Raw genomic sequence first — 17,723 nt, forward strand, 5'->3', positions numbered from 1 at the left:
CAAATTTACATCAGGATTTTATTGAAATGGAAACTTTTAAAAAGTTTAATTATAAGAATATCTACTTTCTTAATTTTAATAGGAAGTATTATTTGATTCCTCTCTTGAAATGAAGGATAAAAACAATGTTTTTCGTAACTTATAGGTTGCGTTCCTTAAATCTCCGAATTAATTCATAATTAATGTTATCAATCAACTTCGTGGCACATCCTTTGGGGGTGTACAAGTAGAGTCAACGAATTCAAAAAACACACATAATGATGAAAGGAAGAATCGTAGCATTATTGATAACACTAGCGTTGCTGGGAGCTTCGGTGTATGCCGCTGAGAATCCACAAAAACAGGATAAAAAGCAGAAACAGAAAGAACAAACAGAAAAACTGGTGAACTCAAAACAGTTTCAGTTTGTCGCACGACAGGCTTTGCCCATGGGAGGTAAATCAGTGGACTTAACGACCAACCCCAACTTTACCAAATTCTATCCCGACAGTATTCAGGCAGATATGCCGTTCTTCGGCCGGGCTTATAGCGTACCTTACGGCGGATCGGGAGGAATAAAATTTGATGGCAAACCTAAAAAAATTACCATCACACCACAAAAGAAGGGCAAAGGCTACCTGATAAAAGCAACCGTGAATGATACCAGCGATAGTTACTCGCTAACACTTTCGGTAAGCAACGATGGCTATGGAACACTTACTATCAACAGCAATAACCGCAATTCTATCAGTTATTACGGAAAAATCAGTGCGCTGGAAAACGAGGAGAGCAAGTAGCCCGCTGAAACAGGTAACCGATGGGCCGCGAAGAAATACCACTTCTTTACGGCCCATTTTTCGTGCTCTTTTACTCTCGGAAGCGGCTTGCAGGAAGCCAAATCTTTCCTAACTTTGCGCAGTTGATTGAATCAACAGACAGTTCGAAACCATCCTGTCTATAAACAAAACTAGGGCCCATCGAGAGAGAAGATTTTCCCTCCCTCTTCGAACTATATGTTCGGATGTTACCTCGTATGTTTATTGCTTTTTCAGGAATAAGGTTTCCGACTTCTGATGATTTTGGATATGTCTTAATTATATCAGAATATGAAAAAAGCAATTGTCCTTTTATCCGGCGGTCTCGATTCATCGGTAGCTTTACACCTGGCCAAATCACAGGGTTTTGATGTGTATGCACTTTCGTTCGACTATGGTCAGCGCCATGAACGTGAGTTGCAAAGCGCACGAGAAACAGCCAAAAGTGCCGGAGTAAAAGAACATCACATTGTCAATATGCGACTGGATTTGTGGGGCGGCTCAGCGCTGACCGACCAATCCATCGAGGTTGAAAACGGAGACGTTACACGCACCGATATTCCCGTTACTTATGTTCCGGCCCGAAATATGGTCTTTCTGTCGGTTGCAGCTTCGTATGCCGAAGCCATTGGTTCCCGCGATATTTTTATCGGGGTTAGCCAGGTAGATTATTCAGGCTACGTAGATTGCCGTCAGGAATTCATCGATGCTATGGAAGCAGCCATCAATAAGGGAACGGTTTGCGGTGCTGAGATGGATGATCCCATTCATGTTCATGCCCCGTTTATCGATAAAACGAAAGCTGACGAAATCCGTCTCGGAATGGAATTGGGAGTTGATTTTGGCCTCACCTGGTCGTGCTACCGGGGTGGCGAAAAATCGTGTGGAACGTGTGACAGTTGTCTGCTTCGCGCGAAAGCGTTTGAGGAAGCCGGTTATACTGATCCGTTGTTGGAAAAATAAAAGACAGAGAAATGATTATCAGAAAAAAATTCCGGTTCGAAGGAGCCCATATTGTGCGTAATTGTTCATCGAAGTTGTGCCGCGAAAACATTCACGGACATTCGTATGAAGTGGAAGTGTTCATTAAATCGAACAAGCTGGATAAAGGATATATGGTGCTCGATTTCATCCTCCTGAGCAAGGTGGGCGAATTCATCAACAGTTTCGATCATGCTTATTCACTTTGGCAGGGAGAGAAACCGGAAATTAAAGGAGCCATCTATCAAATCAACCAGCGGGTAGCGGAAATTCCTGTTTCGCCGTCGGCAGAAGGATATGCACTGATGTTCCTGTATGTGATCGACAAAATCATCCGGAACACCGAACTAAAAAACGGAGAAGGTGATATTCAACTTCAGTCGGTAAGAGTCCATGAAACGCAAACCGGTTACGCCGAAGCATTCACTGAAGACTTCGCGTTGGTTGATTTTACGCTGGACGACATTAAACTGAGTGAAGGCATTCAAACCGAGTGGGATGACATGGATTGGTGGCAGGAACTGAAAGAGCAGAAAGTATTCCCAAATACCCATCTCGAAAATTAAATTCGCATGGCTGCGTCACTTCTTTTGGTCAACAATGGTATTTTCCCTATCACCCGGGATGCTGAAGGTAAGTTGCTGGCTGATGTGCCGGCTACCGGCCTGCAAAATCCGGGAACCATACAAGGCGAAGGGAAACTGGTAGGTACAGCCTCGCTTTTCATCCGGTTGTCGGGATGTAATCTACGTTGCATGTGGAATGTGCCGGAAGGTGGTGTGAGCGCCTGCGATACGCCGGACTCCTCGTTCGATGTGAGCAAAAACTGGTTGTGGAAGGTTGATGAAATCATAGAAACAGTAAGGCACAACCTGGGCAACATGCGCCATGTTGTGATTACCGGCGGTGAACCGACCATTCAGCACCGGTCTCTCAAAGAGCTTTGCCACCGACTAAAGGAAGAATTTGACGTTCACATTACCATCGAAACCAATGGAACCCTGTTTGATGAAGAGCTGGCCAGTTACATTGATCTGTTCAGTATTTCACCGAAACTGAGCGACTCGTTGGTGACCGAAGAGAAGCTGATGCAGTTGCCTCGACAGCTGGCAGGAAAAGTGGCTGCAGCACCGTCACAAAAATCGCCGTGCCCGGAAGTTATTCAGCAGTACATCGATGTGTGCCGGAATTCCGGTGGAGAAAAGGATTTCCAACTGAAGTTTGTGATGACCGGACCGGAAAATGCAAAGTCCATTCACAACGAAGTTCTGAATCATATCAGCGGATGGGAACCTTCTGATATTCTGGCGATGCCGTTGGGAGGTAACCACCATACTTTGGGAAAAACCAGCCATCGGGTGCTCGAAACGGCTATTCAGCATGGCTGGCGTTATTGCCCTCGCATCCACATCGATCTGTTCGGTGACAAACCGGGTGTTTAATTACAAAATTTCTTGACCAAACTATTACCATGAAGAATACCATCTCGACCGAAGACAAGCTGCTGGGCAGAAAAGTTGACTACCCTAAACAATATGCACCTGAAGTGCTGGTTGCTGTTCCCCGCAAGGTGAACCGCGAACAATACGGCATCAGCGAGCCGCCAACTGAATTTATCGGACTGGATACATGGCATGCCTACGAGGTGGGATTTCTGACCGAAAATGGTTTACCAGTCACCGGTCTGCTCAAGTTGGTTTATCCTTCCGACAGTTCATTTCTGGTGGAAAGCAAATCGTTGAAGCTGTACCTCAACTCGTTCAACATGTCTTCCTACGGAAAAGATCGGAAATCAGGTATTGAACAGGTGACCGGGATGATTAAAAATGACCTGGAGGCATTGCTGAAATGCGAAGTCAAACTGGCATTTTTCGATAAAGAATCGGAAGTTGCTGGTCATGATTTTCAGGATTTCATGGTAATGGAAGATACGTTAGAGCTGGAAAGCATTCAGTTCAACGATTTCTCGGAAAATCCGGAGTTATTAAAACCATCAAAATCGGGTGAAAAGGAACTAAAACTGGCTACTCATCTTCTACGCAGTAATTGCAAAGTAACCCATCAGCCCGACTGGGGAAGTGCCTTTGTGCTCATCGAAGGCGAAACATTGCCGGAACCAACCGGATTGCTGGAATACATTGTTTCCTTTCGGAATGAAAACCATTTTCACGAAGAGATTTGCGAAATGCTTTACAAACGATTGTGGGATAAGTTTCAACCTGAAAAACTGATGGTTACCTGCGTTTACACCCGCCGTGGAGGAATTGATATTTGCCCTTCGAGAGCCAGTCATGCGCAACTCTTACCCGTTAATCTGATCTCTCCGGAAAAACTTTCGTCTAAATTATTGAGGCAATAAAGAAAACTCCCGGTCCTCACTTCCTATTGCATCGAAATGAAAACCGGGAAATTTCGTTTTAATCCATATTGACTTTAGTCGCCTGTTTCCGTTTATCACGCTTGTAATTGTTGATACGGTACGAGATTGTCAAGCGGATTGGATAATTTGGCTTCATAGACGTGGTTTGGTAAAACTTCGGTTCGTCAATTTTCGTCACAATATCCGTTGTACGGAAAATATCATATGCCATTAAGGTTAACGACAGTCTTTTTTTCAGGAACTGCTGGCGAAAAGATATATAGGTGTAAAAAACATGCTCATTACTACCCTGCGGTCTCTTCACACCGGTTCCGTAGGTGGGCATAATCTGAAAAAAGGTATTATCGCTGATTCTGAACGAATTCGACCAACGAATATTCACTCCGGCATCACCCCGGGTACCATAAATCGGAGCAAGCTCGCCCTCCGTCTTCACCCTGAACTTATAGAAATTAAAGATGGGCATCATCGTCCAAAAACTATTCATCTTAAAACTGAACGTGGCGTCCAATCCCAGCGCATCTTCGTCTCCCACATTTTCGAATTTGTAATTGACAACAGTTCCCGCGTAAATGCTTTGCACCTTGAAAATATGATTCGTGTAGTGATCGTAATAGCCTTTCAACGTGATACTATTGCTCTTGAAGGAATTAGAGTAAGTTAACGACAACGAGTTGTTGTATTCGTTATCGAGGAATGGATTTCCTGATTGAACGTAATCAAAATCAAACCACCTGGGATTGGCCTCCATTTGAATAGTCGTCAACCGATCAATTCTTCGCGAAAAAGCAAGATTCATCGTTTGCTTATGGGGCAAATGATAATTGAGGAAAAATGAGGGAAATAAATCCCACTTATCAACTTTCTTCTGCCAGTTATCGGTCACACTATTCAGCAATCTCGACGTGTGTTCAGCTCGTAATCCCAGCTGAAGTTCCATTTTCTCCCAATTCTTCCGGTACTGGCTGTAGAACGCGTGAATCTCACGGCTCAAACTGCTTTTTGAGCCCCCAACCGAAAAAGCGGACAACTCGGTACCTGCCTGAGTTAAATCTGCCGTATAATCAGAAGATTCCTTCTCTTTGCGAAACTGATACCCGGCTTCGAACTTACTTTTATCGCCTAACGGCAAAGAATAATCCAGATTAATCCGACTATCATCGTCGTTGCGCGAATCCTTCGTCTTCATCCAGTTGGTGAGGTTTCCGGCTTCGTCTTTCAGCTCATTATGCATCCGGTTATCGAACGAAGTATTATTCCACTGCCCGGTGATTTCCAGCTTATGCCCTTTGTTGTTAAACGCATGGGAATACGACAACGAGGCTCCCCGGTAATCTCCGGGTCTTCGGTTTTCCCCGACACTCAAACGTTTTATATCATAGGAATCAGGCCCGTTAGAAGAATAGGTCATATCAAAATCGGCATGATTCAACACATAGTAAGTTCCGGCGGTTGCCGACAGTAACAGGTCATCTTTTTTCGATGGGGCAAATTCGATGCCGCCCCTAACACCAGTATTTTTTCGGTAGGAATAGCGCCTACCGTCCTGATTACTTTGAAGCAAATAACCATTTTGGTAGTTCTTCACCACGGATGTTGCATCTCCTTCCCTGTTCCGTTTGTTGTGATCGGCCCCAACAAAAAAGCTTAGTTTTCCGGCTTTATGATTAATGATAAAATCGGAAGCATAACCGCCTATCTGAGTGTGGGCAAGCGTAATGTTACCATTCCATCCTTCGCCCCGGCCTTTTTTCGTGATAATATTCAAGATACCAGCTGTTCCATCCGAGTCATATTTGGCGGATGGATTGGTGATTACCTCAACCTTTTGCACATTGTCGCTGGGAATGCTTTTTAGAGCTTCATTGCTTTTCAATGGAGAAGGTTTCCCGTCAATCAATACCAGGAAATTTTCGCTACCCTTCAATGTCAGGTTACCGCTGGGCGTTACATTCACCGACGGAACACGTTGCAGTAAGTCAACTACTGTTCCTCCGGCTCCTTCCATCCGGTTAGCAACGTTCACCACCGTTTTGTCCAGTTTGGTGCTCACACCCCCGGTACGTTCAACAACATCGACCTCGCCAAGTTGCTTCACATCCGGTTCCAGAAATAAATCTCCAAGGACAAATGGATTTCGTTTTTGAGCAAGTTCTACATTCGTCATTACGCGCGGCGAATAACCCATAAAACGAATTTTCATAAAGTATTTCCCGTAAGGAATATTCTTTAGCACAAACGAACCGTTTCTTGCCGAAGCTGTCCCATTAATTAACACTGAATCAACGGAACGAAATAAGGCTATATTAGCATACTCAATCGGTTCTTTTGACTTGAGATCAAGAATGCGACCTCTAAGCACTCCCGGCTCCTGTTCCTTATCACTCTGTCCGAATAAGTATTGAAACGGAGTTAGTGCGAAGATAAAAAGTGCTAACAGAAACACTTGTTTCTTGCTTAAACGCCCCATAAATATTTTGGTCTTTGTTTTAACTTCTGCGAATTTAACATTATGTAACAATTTATCAATAATAAATTATTATTTATTTACATGTCCTACAACCTAATCATTATAAACAACGGATAAACACAGCCTCCTCAGCGAATCAATTTCCCTATTGCCACTCTAATATCACACACAATTTATGTTAGACAAATAATACCATTTATAATTCTTCAACTAACCTTTTACGGATAATACCACATCAATTCCCTCACAAATTTTTCAACAAAGAATAAGACATCATACAGCATTATCAAACAGCTATTTAATTACAAAAACCAAAACACCGATTAGCTATCTCGTGATTATCAGTTACTATCTTGGTATTCGATAGTGGAAAATGAAACAACAAAAACACTATTTTTGCACATAACAAGTAATAATGTGCAATTTCTGTTTTATGAAGGAAGAGACACGGTGTAATATATTAAATGTGGCAAAACGACTTTTTGCCCAACAAGGAATCGGGAAAACAACCATGATGGATGTAGCACATGCGTCGGGATTGGGAAGAAGAACGCTTTATATGTATTACAAAACCCGTGATGAGCTTTACAGAGCAGTCGTCAAGAGCGAAATTGAACTAATTATCAGCCGACTGCAAGACGTAATGAAAACCAATATCTCTCCAGATAAGAAATTCATTCGTTTTGTGGCAGTTCGTATGCAAGCTCTCGAAGATCTGGTCAGACGAAACCGGTCCATTCGTTCCGATTTTCTGAATAACCAATCGCGGATTGAAGAAATAAGAAAAGAGCTGGATCTTCAGGAAAAGGTTTATTTGACAAAAATTCTAAAGGAAGGTGATAAACGGGGCACTTTCCGGATTGAAAACCCCGAAATCACAGCTACCATTGCCCATACGACAATTAAAGGTTTTGAACCGGTATTCATCAGGGATGGTTTTGGCTCAAATTACCAAACCACACTAAACCTTTGCATCAAAATTCTGTTTCAGGGAATCAGACCGCAGATCAAATAGATATTTATTATATACCATCATCATATGAAAATGTTTTTAAACAAAGTATCACATTATTTACCCAAGGAAAGAGTTCCCAATGAATACTTCGAGAAGGTAAATGGCTTATCCGACACGTGGATATTTGAACGGACCGGCATCAAAACCCGGTCGAAAGCGGGGAAAGAGGAGAATACCACGACCATGGCCGTTGAAGCCGTACGGAATGCAATTACATCGCTCCCTTTCGATATCAGGGATGTCGATCTGATTGTCGGAGCCTCTTACACGCCCTATGACACAGTTGCCACTATGGGACACGTTGTTCAACGGGAATTTCATATCAAAGACGCACAGGTGGTATATATTTCATCGGCTTGTTCTTCTTTAGTCAATGCCCTGGAAGTCGTCGAAGGTTATTTCGCCATGGGAAAATCAAGGCAGGCTCTGGTCATCGCCTCTGAGCACAACACTGCTTTTAGCGATGAAACCTGTGAAAAGAGCGGCCACTTATGGGGAGACGGAGCCACGGCGCTATTTATCAGTGATGAGCCTTTGGGTGAAAAACCGGCGGAGATTCTGAGCGTTTACAGCCGTGGTTTGGGACATATCAGTAAAGGTCCGGAAGGTGTTTATCTGACACCGGGACGCGAAGGTCTGCAAATGCCCGATGGAAGAGATGTTTTCATTCAGGCTTGCCAATACATGCGTGTAGCATTGGAAGAAGCGTCGGAACAGTGTGGATTAGCCGTCGACGACCTGGATTGGATAATTCCACACCAGGCCAATCACCGCATCATCAAAAATCTGGCCGGTCAGCTTTCGCTTAACGAGGATAAGATATTTACCAATATCAGGGAGCTTGGAAATACCGGGTCTGCCAGCACAGGCATTTGCCTCTCTCAAAATATGGACACGATACAAAAAGATGCTCTTTTAGGTATTACTGTCTTTGGAGGTGGCTATTCTGCAGGTGCCGCTATTCTACGATTTTAACCCCTTAATTATAATACTAGAAAACGCCGGTAATTACCGGCGTTTATTTTTTAGCACACCCGTATCACATCTGTATGAGGTCGGGTTGTCATATAAATATTCTCATCAAAAAGTAATCGTAAAGCATTTTAATTCAGAACAAAATTCATTAATTTTAAAGTTACACGTTAAATAAGCCAGGTAGCTTTCGACAGGTTATATTAATCTTATAACACAGCCTATACCAATCTTAAATTCCTTATTATGATGCTTTATATTGGAAATCTTGATTACCGAATATCTGAAGAAGATTTATACGAACTTTTTTCAGAATATGGACATGTGACATCGGTGCGAATTGTACGAGACAAAATCTCACACCGGAGCAAGGGATTTGGTTTTGTGGAAATGGAACATGATTTTGAAGCCAACCGGGCCGTTGATAATGCAAACGGACTATTTGTTGCCGATCGTAAAATGGTCGTCCGGTTTGGACATCAGGCTGGTGGTACCCGAGCCGAAAAAAGAGTTAAAGCAACATCCCGACATTCTTATCAATAGAAAATAGTTCTGATTATTGAAATGCCAACCGGAATAAGCTATTTTGCAATACCGGCTGGCATTTTTTTCGAATTCAGCTTCAAACTTTCTTATAGTACTCCACTTTCCCCTCTTCAGCCAAATCAGCCACTTTTTTTGCCAATGTTTCCCGCGTCACTTCATCCATCTTCCTGAATTCCTTTGCCAGCGCTATTTTTTCTTTAATATAGCCGGCATTTTCCGCTCCGGTTATCAATACACTAACGGGCATCGACCAGGAGAAAAACAGCGCTTCTCGCATCGATAATCTTCCAGGCACCACCGGGTCATCCGATTTCCACACGTCATTTCCATTCATCACCTTCTTGCCAAAGAAACGACCATCTGCCAGAGTTTTCATCGCCAATACCGCCAGTTTACTATCGATGGCCTTCGGTATTACTTCCTTGACAAAGCTATGTTCTGAAGCGAAATCGACCAGATTAACAGGAAACTGGCAAGTACTGAAGAGTTCCATTCCTCCGGTCTTTTCCAGCATGCGCAAATGAGCATATGGGTTCTGATGCCCGGTAAATCCAATATGTCGGGCTTTCCCTGACTCTTTAGCTTCCCGAACAACATCCAATAAACCATTGGCAATGCGCGTATCGACATCTTCGGGTGACTGCAGAGAATGAATTTGCCATAAATCCAGATGATCTGTATGAAGCCGCTTTAGCGATCCTTCAAGATGTTCTCGTGCGGTTTTGGCATCCTGCGTAAAGGTTTTGGTCATCAGGAAAATATCATCGCGGTATTTGGGTACCAGATATTTCCCGTAACGACGCTCACTTTCGCCGTCAGCATATGATTCGGCCGTATCAAAAAAACGGATTCCGCCTTCAATGGCCGCTTCAATTACCTCTTGTGCATCCCGCTCGGTCGTCCATCCCACATGGTAGCCTCCAACGCCAAGCATGGTTACATTTTCTCCGGTACTCCCCAGTTTTCGTTGTGGTAAAATTTCGCCCCATTTGTCATTCGCCGAGGGATTGCCAAAGCTCCGCCAGGGAAGCATCATGCCGGCAGTTAGCCCTAGCATAGTTTGAATAAATTCTCTTCTTTTTTTCATGGTTTAATTGGTTTGTCAGTTTTCATTATCGAAACAGCCTATTTTATAAATAGTTCACAATCTTACGTTTCGCTAAATATTGTTAAACAATGATAATCAAGACATAATCGATAAAACCTTCGAAAATCGCAGTTGTTTAACTAACAGTTTATAGTTAAGTTTAGACAAATTTTTAATATAAATATACCCGTACAACGCAGTGGCTGTCCGGGGTTTTTCCAAGAAATTAAATCGTTTCGTTATGAAGAAGCTAATTTACTTATTCGCCCTGGCAGTAGTTGCCGTATCCTGTTCCACCAATCCGGGCTTTTTAGTTGATGGAAACATTAAAGGCTGGAAAGATGGCCCAGTGACACTTAAGAAGAGAATTGACGGAAACTGGATTACTGTTGATTCTACACAAATGAAAAAAGGAAAGTTCAACTTTACAGGAACCGTTGATGTTCCTGGAATGTATTACGTTATACCGCCTTCGGGCCGAAGAGATGCCATTCCTTTCTTCCTGGAGAATAGCAACATTACCGTTACTGGCAGCAGTGACGATCCGAAAGATGTTGTCGTAAAAGGCTCAGCAGCGCAAGACGAATTCAGAGACTTTTATGCTCGTGTGGATAGTATTTCCGACCGGATGCAATCGTATTATCAAAGATATGCTAAGGCACGCTCGGAGAACGATACTACTGCAACGGCCAAAATAGAAAAAGAATTAAACGACTTGTATAAGATACAAACCGATATCCAGAAAGCTTTTGTGCTGGATAATCCCAATTCGTTTGTTGCACCTTACATCTTACTACAAATTCAGTATGGAATGGATGCCAGTGAATTAAACAGCTATGTGAAGAATTTCTCGGCTGATGTACTGAAGACGCCCAGTGCACAAACACTAAGCATGCGAATTAAAAAGCTCGAAAAGGTAGCTGTCGGTCAGCAGGCTCCTGATTTTACGATGAATGATGCCAATGGTAAGCCGGTTAAACTTTCAGATGTGTATAAGCAGCACAAATACCTTCTGGTTGATTTCTGGGCTTCCTGGTGTGGTCCCTGTCGACAGGAAAATCCAAATGTAGTTTCGGTATGGGAAAAATACCATAACGATGGATTTAGTGTCATGGGTGTATCGCTCGATTCCAAAAAGGATGCATGGTTAAAGGCCGTTAAAGACGATAATCTAACCTGGACTCAGGTATCGGACTTACAGGGCTGGAAAAATTCGGCTGCGGCTTTATACGGAGTCAATTCCATTCCTTCCAATATTCTGTTAGACCAGACTGGAAAAATTATCGCACACAATCTTCGCGGAGAAGATTTACGGAACGAACTATCTGCACTGCTGAAGAAATAAAATTCAATCAATAACGCTATTGCATAAAAAAGGCATCTGTTGTTCGCAGATGCCTTTTTCTATTTCATGAAAATGGATCACTTCCGATTCCAGCGAAAGCGGTAACCGATAGACCACTCCACAAATTCGGCCTGCGAAAAATCTGTTGCCCGTAAGCGAACGCCGGCAAACATATCGTTATTGAGATGATACCTCACCCCTATCCGCTGATAAAACCTTGGCTCAGCTTTCGGCACATCCTTGTTCAGCAGGAAAATTCCCAAATCGCCCACCAGGCTAATACGATCCATTGCATACTCAATGGTTCCAAATGTTCCTAATGTAAAATAATCGGAACCTTCCACAGTAACCGGTTTTTCTACATCGTTGTCGACCATCATTTCCGCTTTCATCGATGCATCGTAGCCCATATCAAAGCCAAGACCGGCCTTCAACGTGCGACTCATCCCACTCAACCATGCAGCTGAAAAAGTTCCGACAAAGAAATTCTTTCCCCAGTATTCCTCGGCCAATGAGCGGCTATATTCCATCTCTTTAGCTCCTGCATTGAAGGATAAAACCAATTCATCTTCGCCCTTATATTTACTCTTCTGCACCGGAACCATGACGGGTCTCGAATCGGAGAGGTGATAACGCAATTCGATTTTAGGAGCAAACATGTTCAGTCCCCGCGAGTCGACAGCTAATTGAGCATTGGTGTAATGAGTGTAGCCAATGCCTGCCGCCAAATCGAACCGCTGGCTCAATTGGTAGGCATATTCAAAGCCTAAATGCATGTACATATTTTTCCGGGCCCCGATAATCTGTTCCCAGGTAGTAGCCGTGTTGGAATCAAAATTGGATGACAATCCCATTCTCCACTCATAATTTATCCCGCTGCGTTTCCACCTTTTGATATTTCCTCCATAGAAAAAATAGAGTGCTGCGGGTTGTCCAATCTGGTTCACATCATCAAAGAATGACGCTGAAGTAAGTCCAATTCCGTAATACGGATAGTTAGACAAACCATGCCACACCTTAGAGCCATTGGTTTGCCATCCTAAACGGATATCTGCAGCATGATAATTAAAGAAACCATTCCCGGCCGGAAATGAGTTATTCAGCTTGAATACCGTCCCGGCTTCATAATTTGCGCCGATCCACGTCTTATACTTTTTCTTTGCTCCAGTTGTGTCTACAACAGTTGAGGCCTCCTGTGCTACTGATTCAATTGAGAATAGCAGCACAAATACCAGGGAGAGAACGGAGAAGGTTAGAGATCTGTACATTTTTTATGATTTTGGATGATTTATATGCCGATTGCACATTTTCTTGATAAGTGTAAAAGCCTGTAAACTTTGATACTTCTGATTACTGTTAACTAATATACGAAAAAAGCGGGATAATCAATAGTTATGATTACCCCGCCATTATTATCGTTAAATGAAAAGTGCTATTTCTTCCGGATATACTCGACAATCCAATCTCCTACTTCATCGGTTCCAAGCGCTTTCCCGCCTTCTCCGGCCAAGTCTTCGGTAACGGCTTTTGCTTCAATCGAAGCATTCACCGCCTCGGTAATGAGAGATGCTTCATCCTGTAGTTTGAATGCATACTCAAACATCATAGCAGCCGAAAGAATGGTTGCACACGGATTAGCAATATTCTTGCCTGCGGCTTGTGGATAAGAGCCGTGAATGGGTTCGAATACCGACGTGTGAATTCCCATCGATGCTGACGGTAACAAGCCCAGCGAACCGGAAATCACACTGGCTTCATCGGTCAGAATATCACCGAACATGTTCTCGGTAACCATCACGTCGAAGCGTTTGGGCCACTGAATAATCTGCATGGCAGCGTTGTCCACAAACATGTATTCTACTTCCACTTCAGGATACTTGGGTGCCATTTCCTGCGAAATAGTACGCCATAACCGCGAGGTTGCCAAAACATTTGCCTTATCGACGATGGTCAGCTTTTTACGACGTTGCATCGCAAATTCAAAGGCCAGTTTCAGGATACGCTCAATTTCTTGCCGTGTATAAATACTGGTATCATAAGCCGTATTTCCATCTTCAGAACGTCCTTGTGGCTGACCAAAATAAATTCCACCGGTTAATTCACGAATGGCAACAAAATCGGCTCCTTCAATACGATCACGCCTCAGCGGCGACATATCAAGCAATGAAGGGAAAGTAATTGTTGGACGAATATTGGCATACAGGCCCAGTTTTTTCCGCATAGCCAGAAGGCCCTGCTCCGGACGCACTTTTGCCGAAGGATCGTTATCGAAGCGCGGATGTCCGATGGCACCGAACAATACGGCATCCGAATCCATACAAAGCTGATGTGTTTCGTCGGGATACGGATTACCGGTTTCATCGATGGCAACCGCTCCCACCAGACCAGTTTTGGTGATTAGCTCGTGTCCGAACCGGGCACAAATGGCATTGGTTACCTTAAGGGCTTGTTCGACAATTTCCGGTCCGATTCCATCGCCGGCTAAAACTGCAACGTTTAATTTCATATTTATCGGTTCATATTTTTTCGAAATCCGAATCAAAAAAGCTGATTATCGTTTTCTACTATGTTTAACATTTTCATTGTCGCTTTGATTGCTGCTGCCGTCTGATCAGGGTCCAATCCACGGGTTTTAAATTCACGGCCCATACGCCAGGTAATCAACGTTTCAACCAGCGCATCTGTATTTCCTCCCGGAGGAATGGCTACCGTATAATCGGCTAGTGCCGGGAAAGGCTTATTCAGCTTATGATAGATTCTGCGCAACGCATTCATGAAAGCATCATACTGACCGTCGCCGGATGTTGCCTCCTCGTACTCGTTCCCATCAATAGAAATGCGAACAGTTGCCATTGGACGCAATCCCAGCGCATGCGAAATAGCATAATTCTTCAGTTCAATATGCGTAACAATCGATTCGCTTTTTAGTACATCCGAAAGAATGTATGGTAAATCTTCCGCGGTAACCGATTCTTTCCGATCGCCTAATTCAATGATCTTTTCAGTTACCTTCTTTAGTTCATCCGGGTCGAGATGAATTCCCATCTCCTCCAGATTTTTGGCAATATTCGCTTTGCCGGAAGTTTTACCTAAAGCATATTTCCGGGTACGCCCAAAACGCTCGGGAAGCAACTCGTTGAAATACAACTTGTCCTTTTTATCTCCATCGGCATGAATACCACTGGTTTGCGTGAAGACATTCTCTCCGATAACGGGCTTGTTCGTTGGAATACGAACCCCGGAAAAACTCTCAACCAAACGGCTGACCATCGCCAGTTTCCGCTCATTAACAGAGTTCGGACGTTTCAAATGGTCATTCAGCAATGCAATAACACTGGCCAGCGGTGCATTTCCAGCCCGTTCGCCCAACCCGTTCACGGTGGTATGTACACAATTGATACCGGCACGTATCGCCGCCTCAACATTGGCCACTGCGAGATCGTAATCGTTATGTGCATGAAAATCGAAATGCATTTTGGGAAACTTCTCGATCATCATCCGGCAGAACTCGAACGCTTCCAGTGGCGATAAAATACCAAGCGTATCGGGCAGCATCACCCGTTGAATCGGCTCATCTTTCAATCCGTCGAGAAGTTTTTCGACGTACTCGGGAGAGTGACGCATTCCATTCGACCAGTCTTCCAGGTAAATGTTCACCTTAATGCCCATTTCTCCGGCACGACTGATCGCATCACGGATATCCTGGATGTGCTGTTCCGTGGTTTTTTTCAATTGCTGAGTCAAATGCCGATGCGAGCCTTTGGTCAAAAGGTTCATCACCTCACCACCGGCATCCTTTATCCAGTTTAGGGATGTTCCACCATCGACAAAACCAAGAATTTCAATCTTATCACGATAGCCGGCTTTTCCAGCCCATTCGATAACTTTTTGAGCAGCCCGGAACTCTCCGTCAGAAACCCGAGCCGACGCAATCTCCAGATAGTCAATCTTGACCTCTTCGAGTAAAATTTTTGCGATGCTCAGCTTCTCGGTTTCCGAGAAAGAAACCCCCGAGGTCTGCTCGCCATCCCTCAGGGTTGTATCCATGATATACACTTTTTTTGCCATAGCTCTGCTCATCAGTCACACGTGTTTTTATCGTAGCGATTCTTCGAATTTGGCCACTTTATCCTTTAGAGTAACCAGAAAATCGATATCATCATACCCGTTCAACAGGCATTTCTTTTTATATGCATTGATTTCGTAATCAGTTGTCTCTCCTGTTTCGAGGTTCGTGAAAGTCTGCTCTTCCAGGTTCACTTCAAACTCTGCTTCAGGATTAGCTTCAATGGTTTCGAACAATTTCTCCAGGTATTCAGGTGATACCACCACTGGTAATAACCCGTTATTCAACGCATTGTTCTTAAAAATATCGGCAAAGAAGCTCGATACCACCACACGGAAACCATAGTCATAAATAGACCAGGCTGCATGTTCACGGCTCGAACCGCTTCCGAAATTCTTTCCTGCTACCAGAATCTTTCCGCTATAGCGGGACTGATTCAAAACAAAATCAGGATTCGGCGTATTATCTTTTTTGTAGCGCCAGTCGCGGAAAAGGTTATCACCAAATCCCTTGCGCTCTACCGCTTTCAGGAAGCGGGCCGGAATAATCTGGTCGGTATCCACATTCTCGATGGGCAGTGGCACTGCCGGACTCCGGAATTTTACAAATTTATCGATAGGCATAATCAATCAATTCAAAGTTCACATTACAAAAATTCACGCGGATCGGTTACACGGCCAGTGACGGCAGCGGCAGCAGCCATAATGGGACTAGCCAGCATGGTGCGGGCTCCCGGCCCCTGACGTCCTTCGAAGTTCCGGTTCGAGGTGGAAACGGCATATTTCCCTTCCGGGATTTTGTCTTCGTTCATAGCCAGACAAGCTGAGCATCCCGGTTGGCGAAGCTCAAAGCCGGCTTCCTCCAGAATTTCCACCAGTCCTTCTTTCCGGATCTGATCTTCCACCTGGTGTGAACCCGGAACCAGCCAGGCCGTTATGTTATCGGCTTTTTTCTTTCCTTTTACAAACTGAGTGAAAGCACGAAAGTCTTCAATACGACCATTGGTGCAACTACCGATGAATACATAGTCGACCTCTTTACCCATCATTTGATCTCCGGGATGAAATCCCATATATTCCAACGACTTGTTGAAGGTGAAGCGATCACTCTTACCCATGTCATCTCCGGTAGGAATATTACCATCGACACCGACACCCATTCCGGGATTGGTGCCGTAAGTAATCATTGGAGAGATATCGGCTGCATCAAAGTTGTATTCCGAGTCGAATACGGCATCGTCATCCGATTTCAGGCTTTTCCAACGAGCAAGCTCTTTTTCCCACTCTTCACCTTTGGGCGCGAATTCACGACCTTTGATGTATTCGAAGGTAACTTCATCCGGAGCAATCATTCCACCACGGGCACCACTTTCAATACTCATGTTACAAAGGGTCATCCGTCCTTCCATCGAAAGACTGCGAATAGCCGAACCTGTGTACTCAATGAAGTGTCCGGTACCACCTGAAGTTGAAATCTGCGAAATGATATATAGCGCAATATCTTTTGCTGTTACCCCTTTGTGCAATTCACCGTCCACATTGACGCGCATTTTCTTCGGCTTAGGCTGAAGAATACACTGACTGGCAAACACCATTTCCACTTCACTGGTACCAATACCGAAAGCAATACTTCCGAAAGCTCCGTGCGTTGAAGTATGACTATCACCACAGACAATGGTCATACCGGGTTGGGTAATTCCCAGTTCCGGTCCAATCACATGAACAATTCCATGGAAAGGGTGATTCAGTCCATACAGGTTAATATTATGCTTTTGACAATTCGCGGTAAGCGTATCGACTTGTTTACGCGAAAGCAGTTCCTTGATGGGCTGTTCCTGACCTTCGGTCGGGACATTATGGTCGGGAGTCGCGATGGTATTTTCCGGACGGAAGACTTTCAATCCACGACGCTCCAGTCCTCCAAATGCTACAGGGCTGGTCACTTCATGGATTAAATGACGATCGATGTAAAGCACATCAGGGCCAGCTTCCACATGCTCCACCACGTGAGCATCCCATATCTTATCAAAAAGTGTTTTTGCTTCTGAACTCATTTGAAAATCATTCA

The 17,723-nt window shown here is 44.1% G+C and carries 16 protein-coding genes; 9 read left to right on the forward strand and 7 right to left on the reverse strand.

Going from position 1 to position 17,723, the window contains the following annotated elements:
- Positions 1-257 precede the first annotated feature (257 nt).
- The 5 genes from T426_RS0121815 to T426_RS0121835 all read left to right on the forward strand — a co-directional run bounded on the left by T426_RS0121815 (position 258) and on the right by T426_RS0121835 (position 4,134).
- Positions 258-776, forward strand: coding sequence for a DUF4251 domain-containing protein (locus tag T426_RS0121815; protein ID WP_051538599.1), 519 nt, complete (start codon positions 258-260; stop codon positions 774-776).
- Between the two features lie 309 nt (positions 777-1,085).
- Complete coding sequence (queC, locus tag T426_RS0121820; protein ID WP_025863581.1) at positions 1,086-1,757, forward strand: 7-cyano-7-deazaguanine synthase QueC; 672 nt, start codon at positions 1,086-1,088, stop codon at positions 1,755-1,757.
- An 11-nt stretch (positions 1,758-1,768) separates the two neighbouring features.
- Positions 1,769-2,341 (forward strand): 6-pyruvoyl trahydropterin synthase family protein, encoded by a 573-nt coding sequence (locus T426_RS0121825; protein ID WP_025863580.1) that lies wholly within the window; start codon positions 1,769-1,771, stop codon positions 2,339-2,341.
- 6 nt (positions 2,342-2,347) lie between these two features.
- On the forward strand, positions 2,348-3,217 hold the full coding sequence (locus T426_RS0121830) for a 7-carboxy-7-deazaguanine synthase QueE (RefSeq protein ID WP_036985527.1): 870 nt from the start codon (positions 2,348-2,350) through the stop codon (positions 3,215-3,217).
- A 29-nt stretch (positions 3,218-3,246) separates the two neighbouring features.
- On the forward strand, positions 3,247-4,134 hold the full coding sequence (locus T426_RS0121835) for a 7-cyano-7-deazaguanine reductase (RefSeq protein ID WP_036984289.1): 888 nt from the start codon (positions 3,247-3,249) through the stop codon (positions 4,132-4,134).
- A 58-nt stretch (positions 4,135-4,192) separates the two neighbouring features.
- On the opposite strand, the gene T426_RS0121840 is transcribed toward T426_RS0121835, so the two are convergent.
- Positions 4,193-6,625: a TonB-dependent receptor gene (locus tag T426_RS0121840; RefSeq protein ID WP_025863578.1), complete on the reverse strand. Its 2,433-nt coding sequence runs from the start codon at positions 6,623-6,625 to the stop codon at positions 4,193-4,195.
- Positions 6,626-7,091: 466 nt separating this feature from the next.
- On the opposite strand from T426_RS0121840, the gene T426_RS24735 reads away from it, so the two are divergent.
- The 3 genes from T426_RS24735 (at position 7,092) to T426_RS24740 (ending at position 9,155) form a co-directional block, all read left to right on the forward strand.
- Complete coding sequence (locus T426_RS24735) at positions 7,092-7,640, forward strand: TetR/AcrR family transcriptional regulator (RefSeq protein ID WP_159103297.1); 549 nt, start codon at positions 7,092-7,094, stop codon at positions 7,638-7,640.
- Positions 7,641-7,664: 24 nt separating this feature from the next.
- On the forward strand, positions 7,665-8,615 hold the full coding sequence (locus T426_RS0121850; RefSeq protein ID WP_199898477.1) for a 3-oxoacyl-ACP synthase III family protein: 951 nt from the start codon (positions 7,665-7,667) through the stop codon (positions 8,613-8,615).
- A 243-nt stretch (positions 8,616-8,858) separates the two neighbouring features.
- Positions 8,859-9,155 carry an RNA recognition motif domain-containing protein gene (locus T426_RS24740; RefSeq protein ID WP_025863575.1) on the forward strand — a complete coding sequence of 99 codons (297 nt, stop codon included), beginning with the start codon at positions 8,859-8,861 and terminating at the stop codon, positions 9,153-9,155.
- Positions 9,156-9,234: 79 nt separating this feature from the next.
- Here the strand turns inward: T426_RS24740 and T426_RS0121860 are convergent, their stop codons facing one another.
- A complete protein-coding gene (locus T426_RS0121860) occupies positions 9,235-10,245 on the reverse strand; it encodes an aldo/keto reductase (protein WP_025863574.1) in 1,011 nt (336 codons plus the stop codon).
- A gap of 241 nt (positions 10,246-10,486) precedes the next feature.
- On the opposite strand from T426_RS0121860, the gene T426_RS0121865 reads away from it, so the two are divergent.
- Entirely contained in the window at positions 10,487-11,590 is a 1,104-nt protein-coding gene (locus T426_RS0121865) for a TlpA disulfide reductase family protein (protein ID WP_027586285.1), read from the forward strand.
- A 77-nt stretch (positions 11,591-11,667) separates the two neighbouring features.
- Here the strand turns inward: T426_RS0121865 and T426_RS0121870 are convergent, their stop codons facing one another.
- The 5 genes from T426_RS0121870 to leuC all read right to left on the reverse strand — a co-directional run bounded on the left by T426_RS0121870 (position 11,668) and on the right by leuC (position 17,709).
- Positions 11,668-12,858 carry a hypothetical protein gene (locus T426_RS0121870; protein ID WP_027586286.1) on the reverse strand — a complete coding sequence of 397 codons (1,191 nt, stop codon included), beginning with the start codon at positions 12,856-12,858 and terminating at the stop codon, positions 11,668-11,670.
- A gap of 164 nt (positions 12,859-13,022) precedes the next feature.
- Positions 13,023-14,096 carry a 3-isopropylmalate dehydrogenase gene (gene leuB / locus T426_RS0121875; RefSeq protein WP_025863571.1) on the reverse strand — a complete coding sequence of 358 codons (1,074 nt, stop codon included), beginning with the start codon at positions 14,094-14,096 and terminating at the stop codon, positions 13,023-13,025.
- A 32-nt stretch (positions 14,097-14,128) separates the two neighbouring features.
- A complete protein-coding gene (locus T426_RS0121880; RefSeq protein WP_234406508.1) occupies positions 14,129-15,637 on the reverse strand; it encodes an alpha-isopropylmalate synthase regulatory domain-containing protein in 1,509 nt (502 codons plus the stop codon).
- 48 nt (positions 15,638-15,685) lie between these two features.
- Positions 15,686-16,279 carry a 3-isopropylmalate dehydratase small subunit gene (leuD, locus tag T426_RS0121885; RefSeq protein WP_025863569.1) on the reverse strand — a complete coding sequence of 198 codons (594 nt, stop codon included), beginning with the start codon at positions 16,277-16,279 and terminating at the stop codon, positions 15,686-15,688.
- 23 nt (positions 16,280-16,302) lie between these two features.
- The gene (leuC, locus tag T426_RS0121890; RefSeq protein WP_025863568.1) at positions 16,303-17,709 is read right to left on the reverse strand and encodes a 3-isopropylmalate dehydratase large subunit; all 1,407 of its coding nucleotides are present in this window, start codon (positions 17,707-17,709) and stop codon (positions 16,303-16,305) included.
- Between the last annotated feature and the right edge of the window lie 14 nt (positions 17,710-17,723).

The sequence above is a fragment of the Prolixibacter bellariivorans ATCC BAA-1284 genome (genome assembly GCF_000621705.1).
In the GTDB taxonomy this organism is placed as follows: Bacteria; Bacteroidota; Bacteroidia; order Bacteroidales; family Prolixibacteraceae; genus Prolixibacter; species Prolixibacter bellariivorans.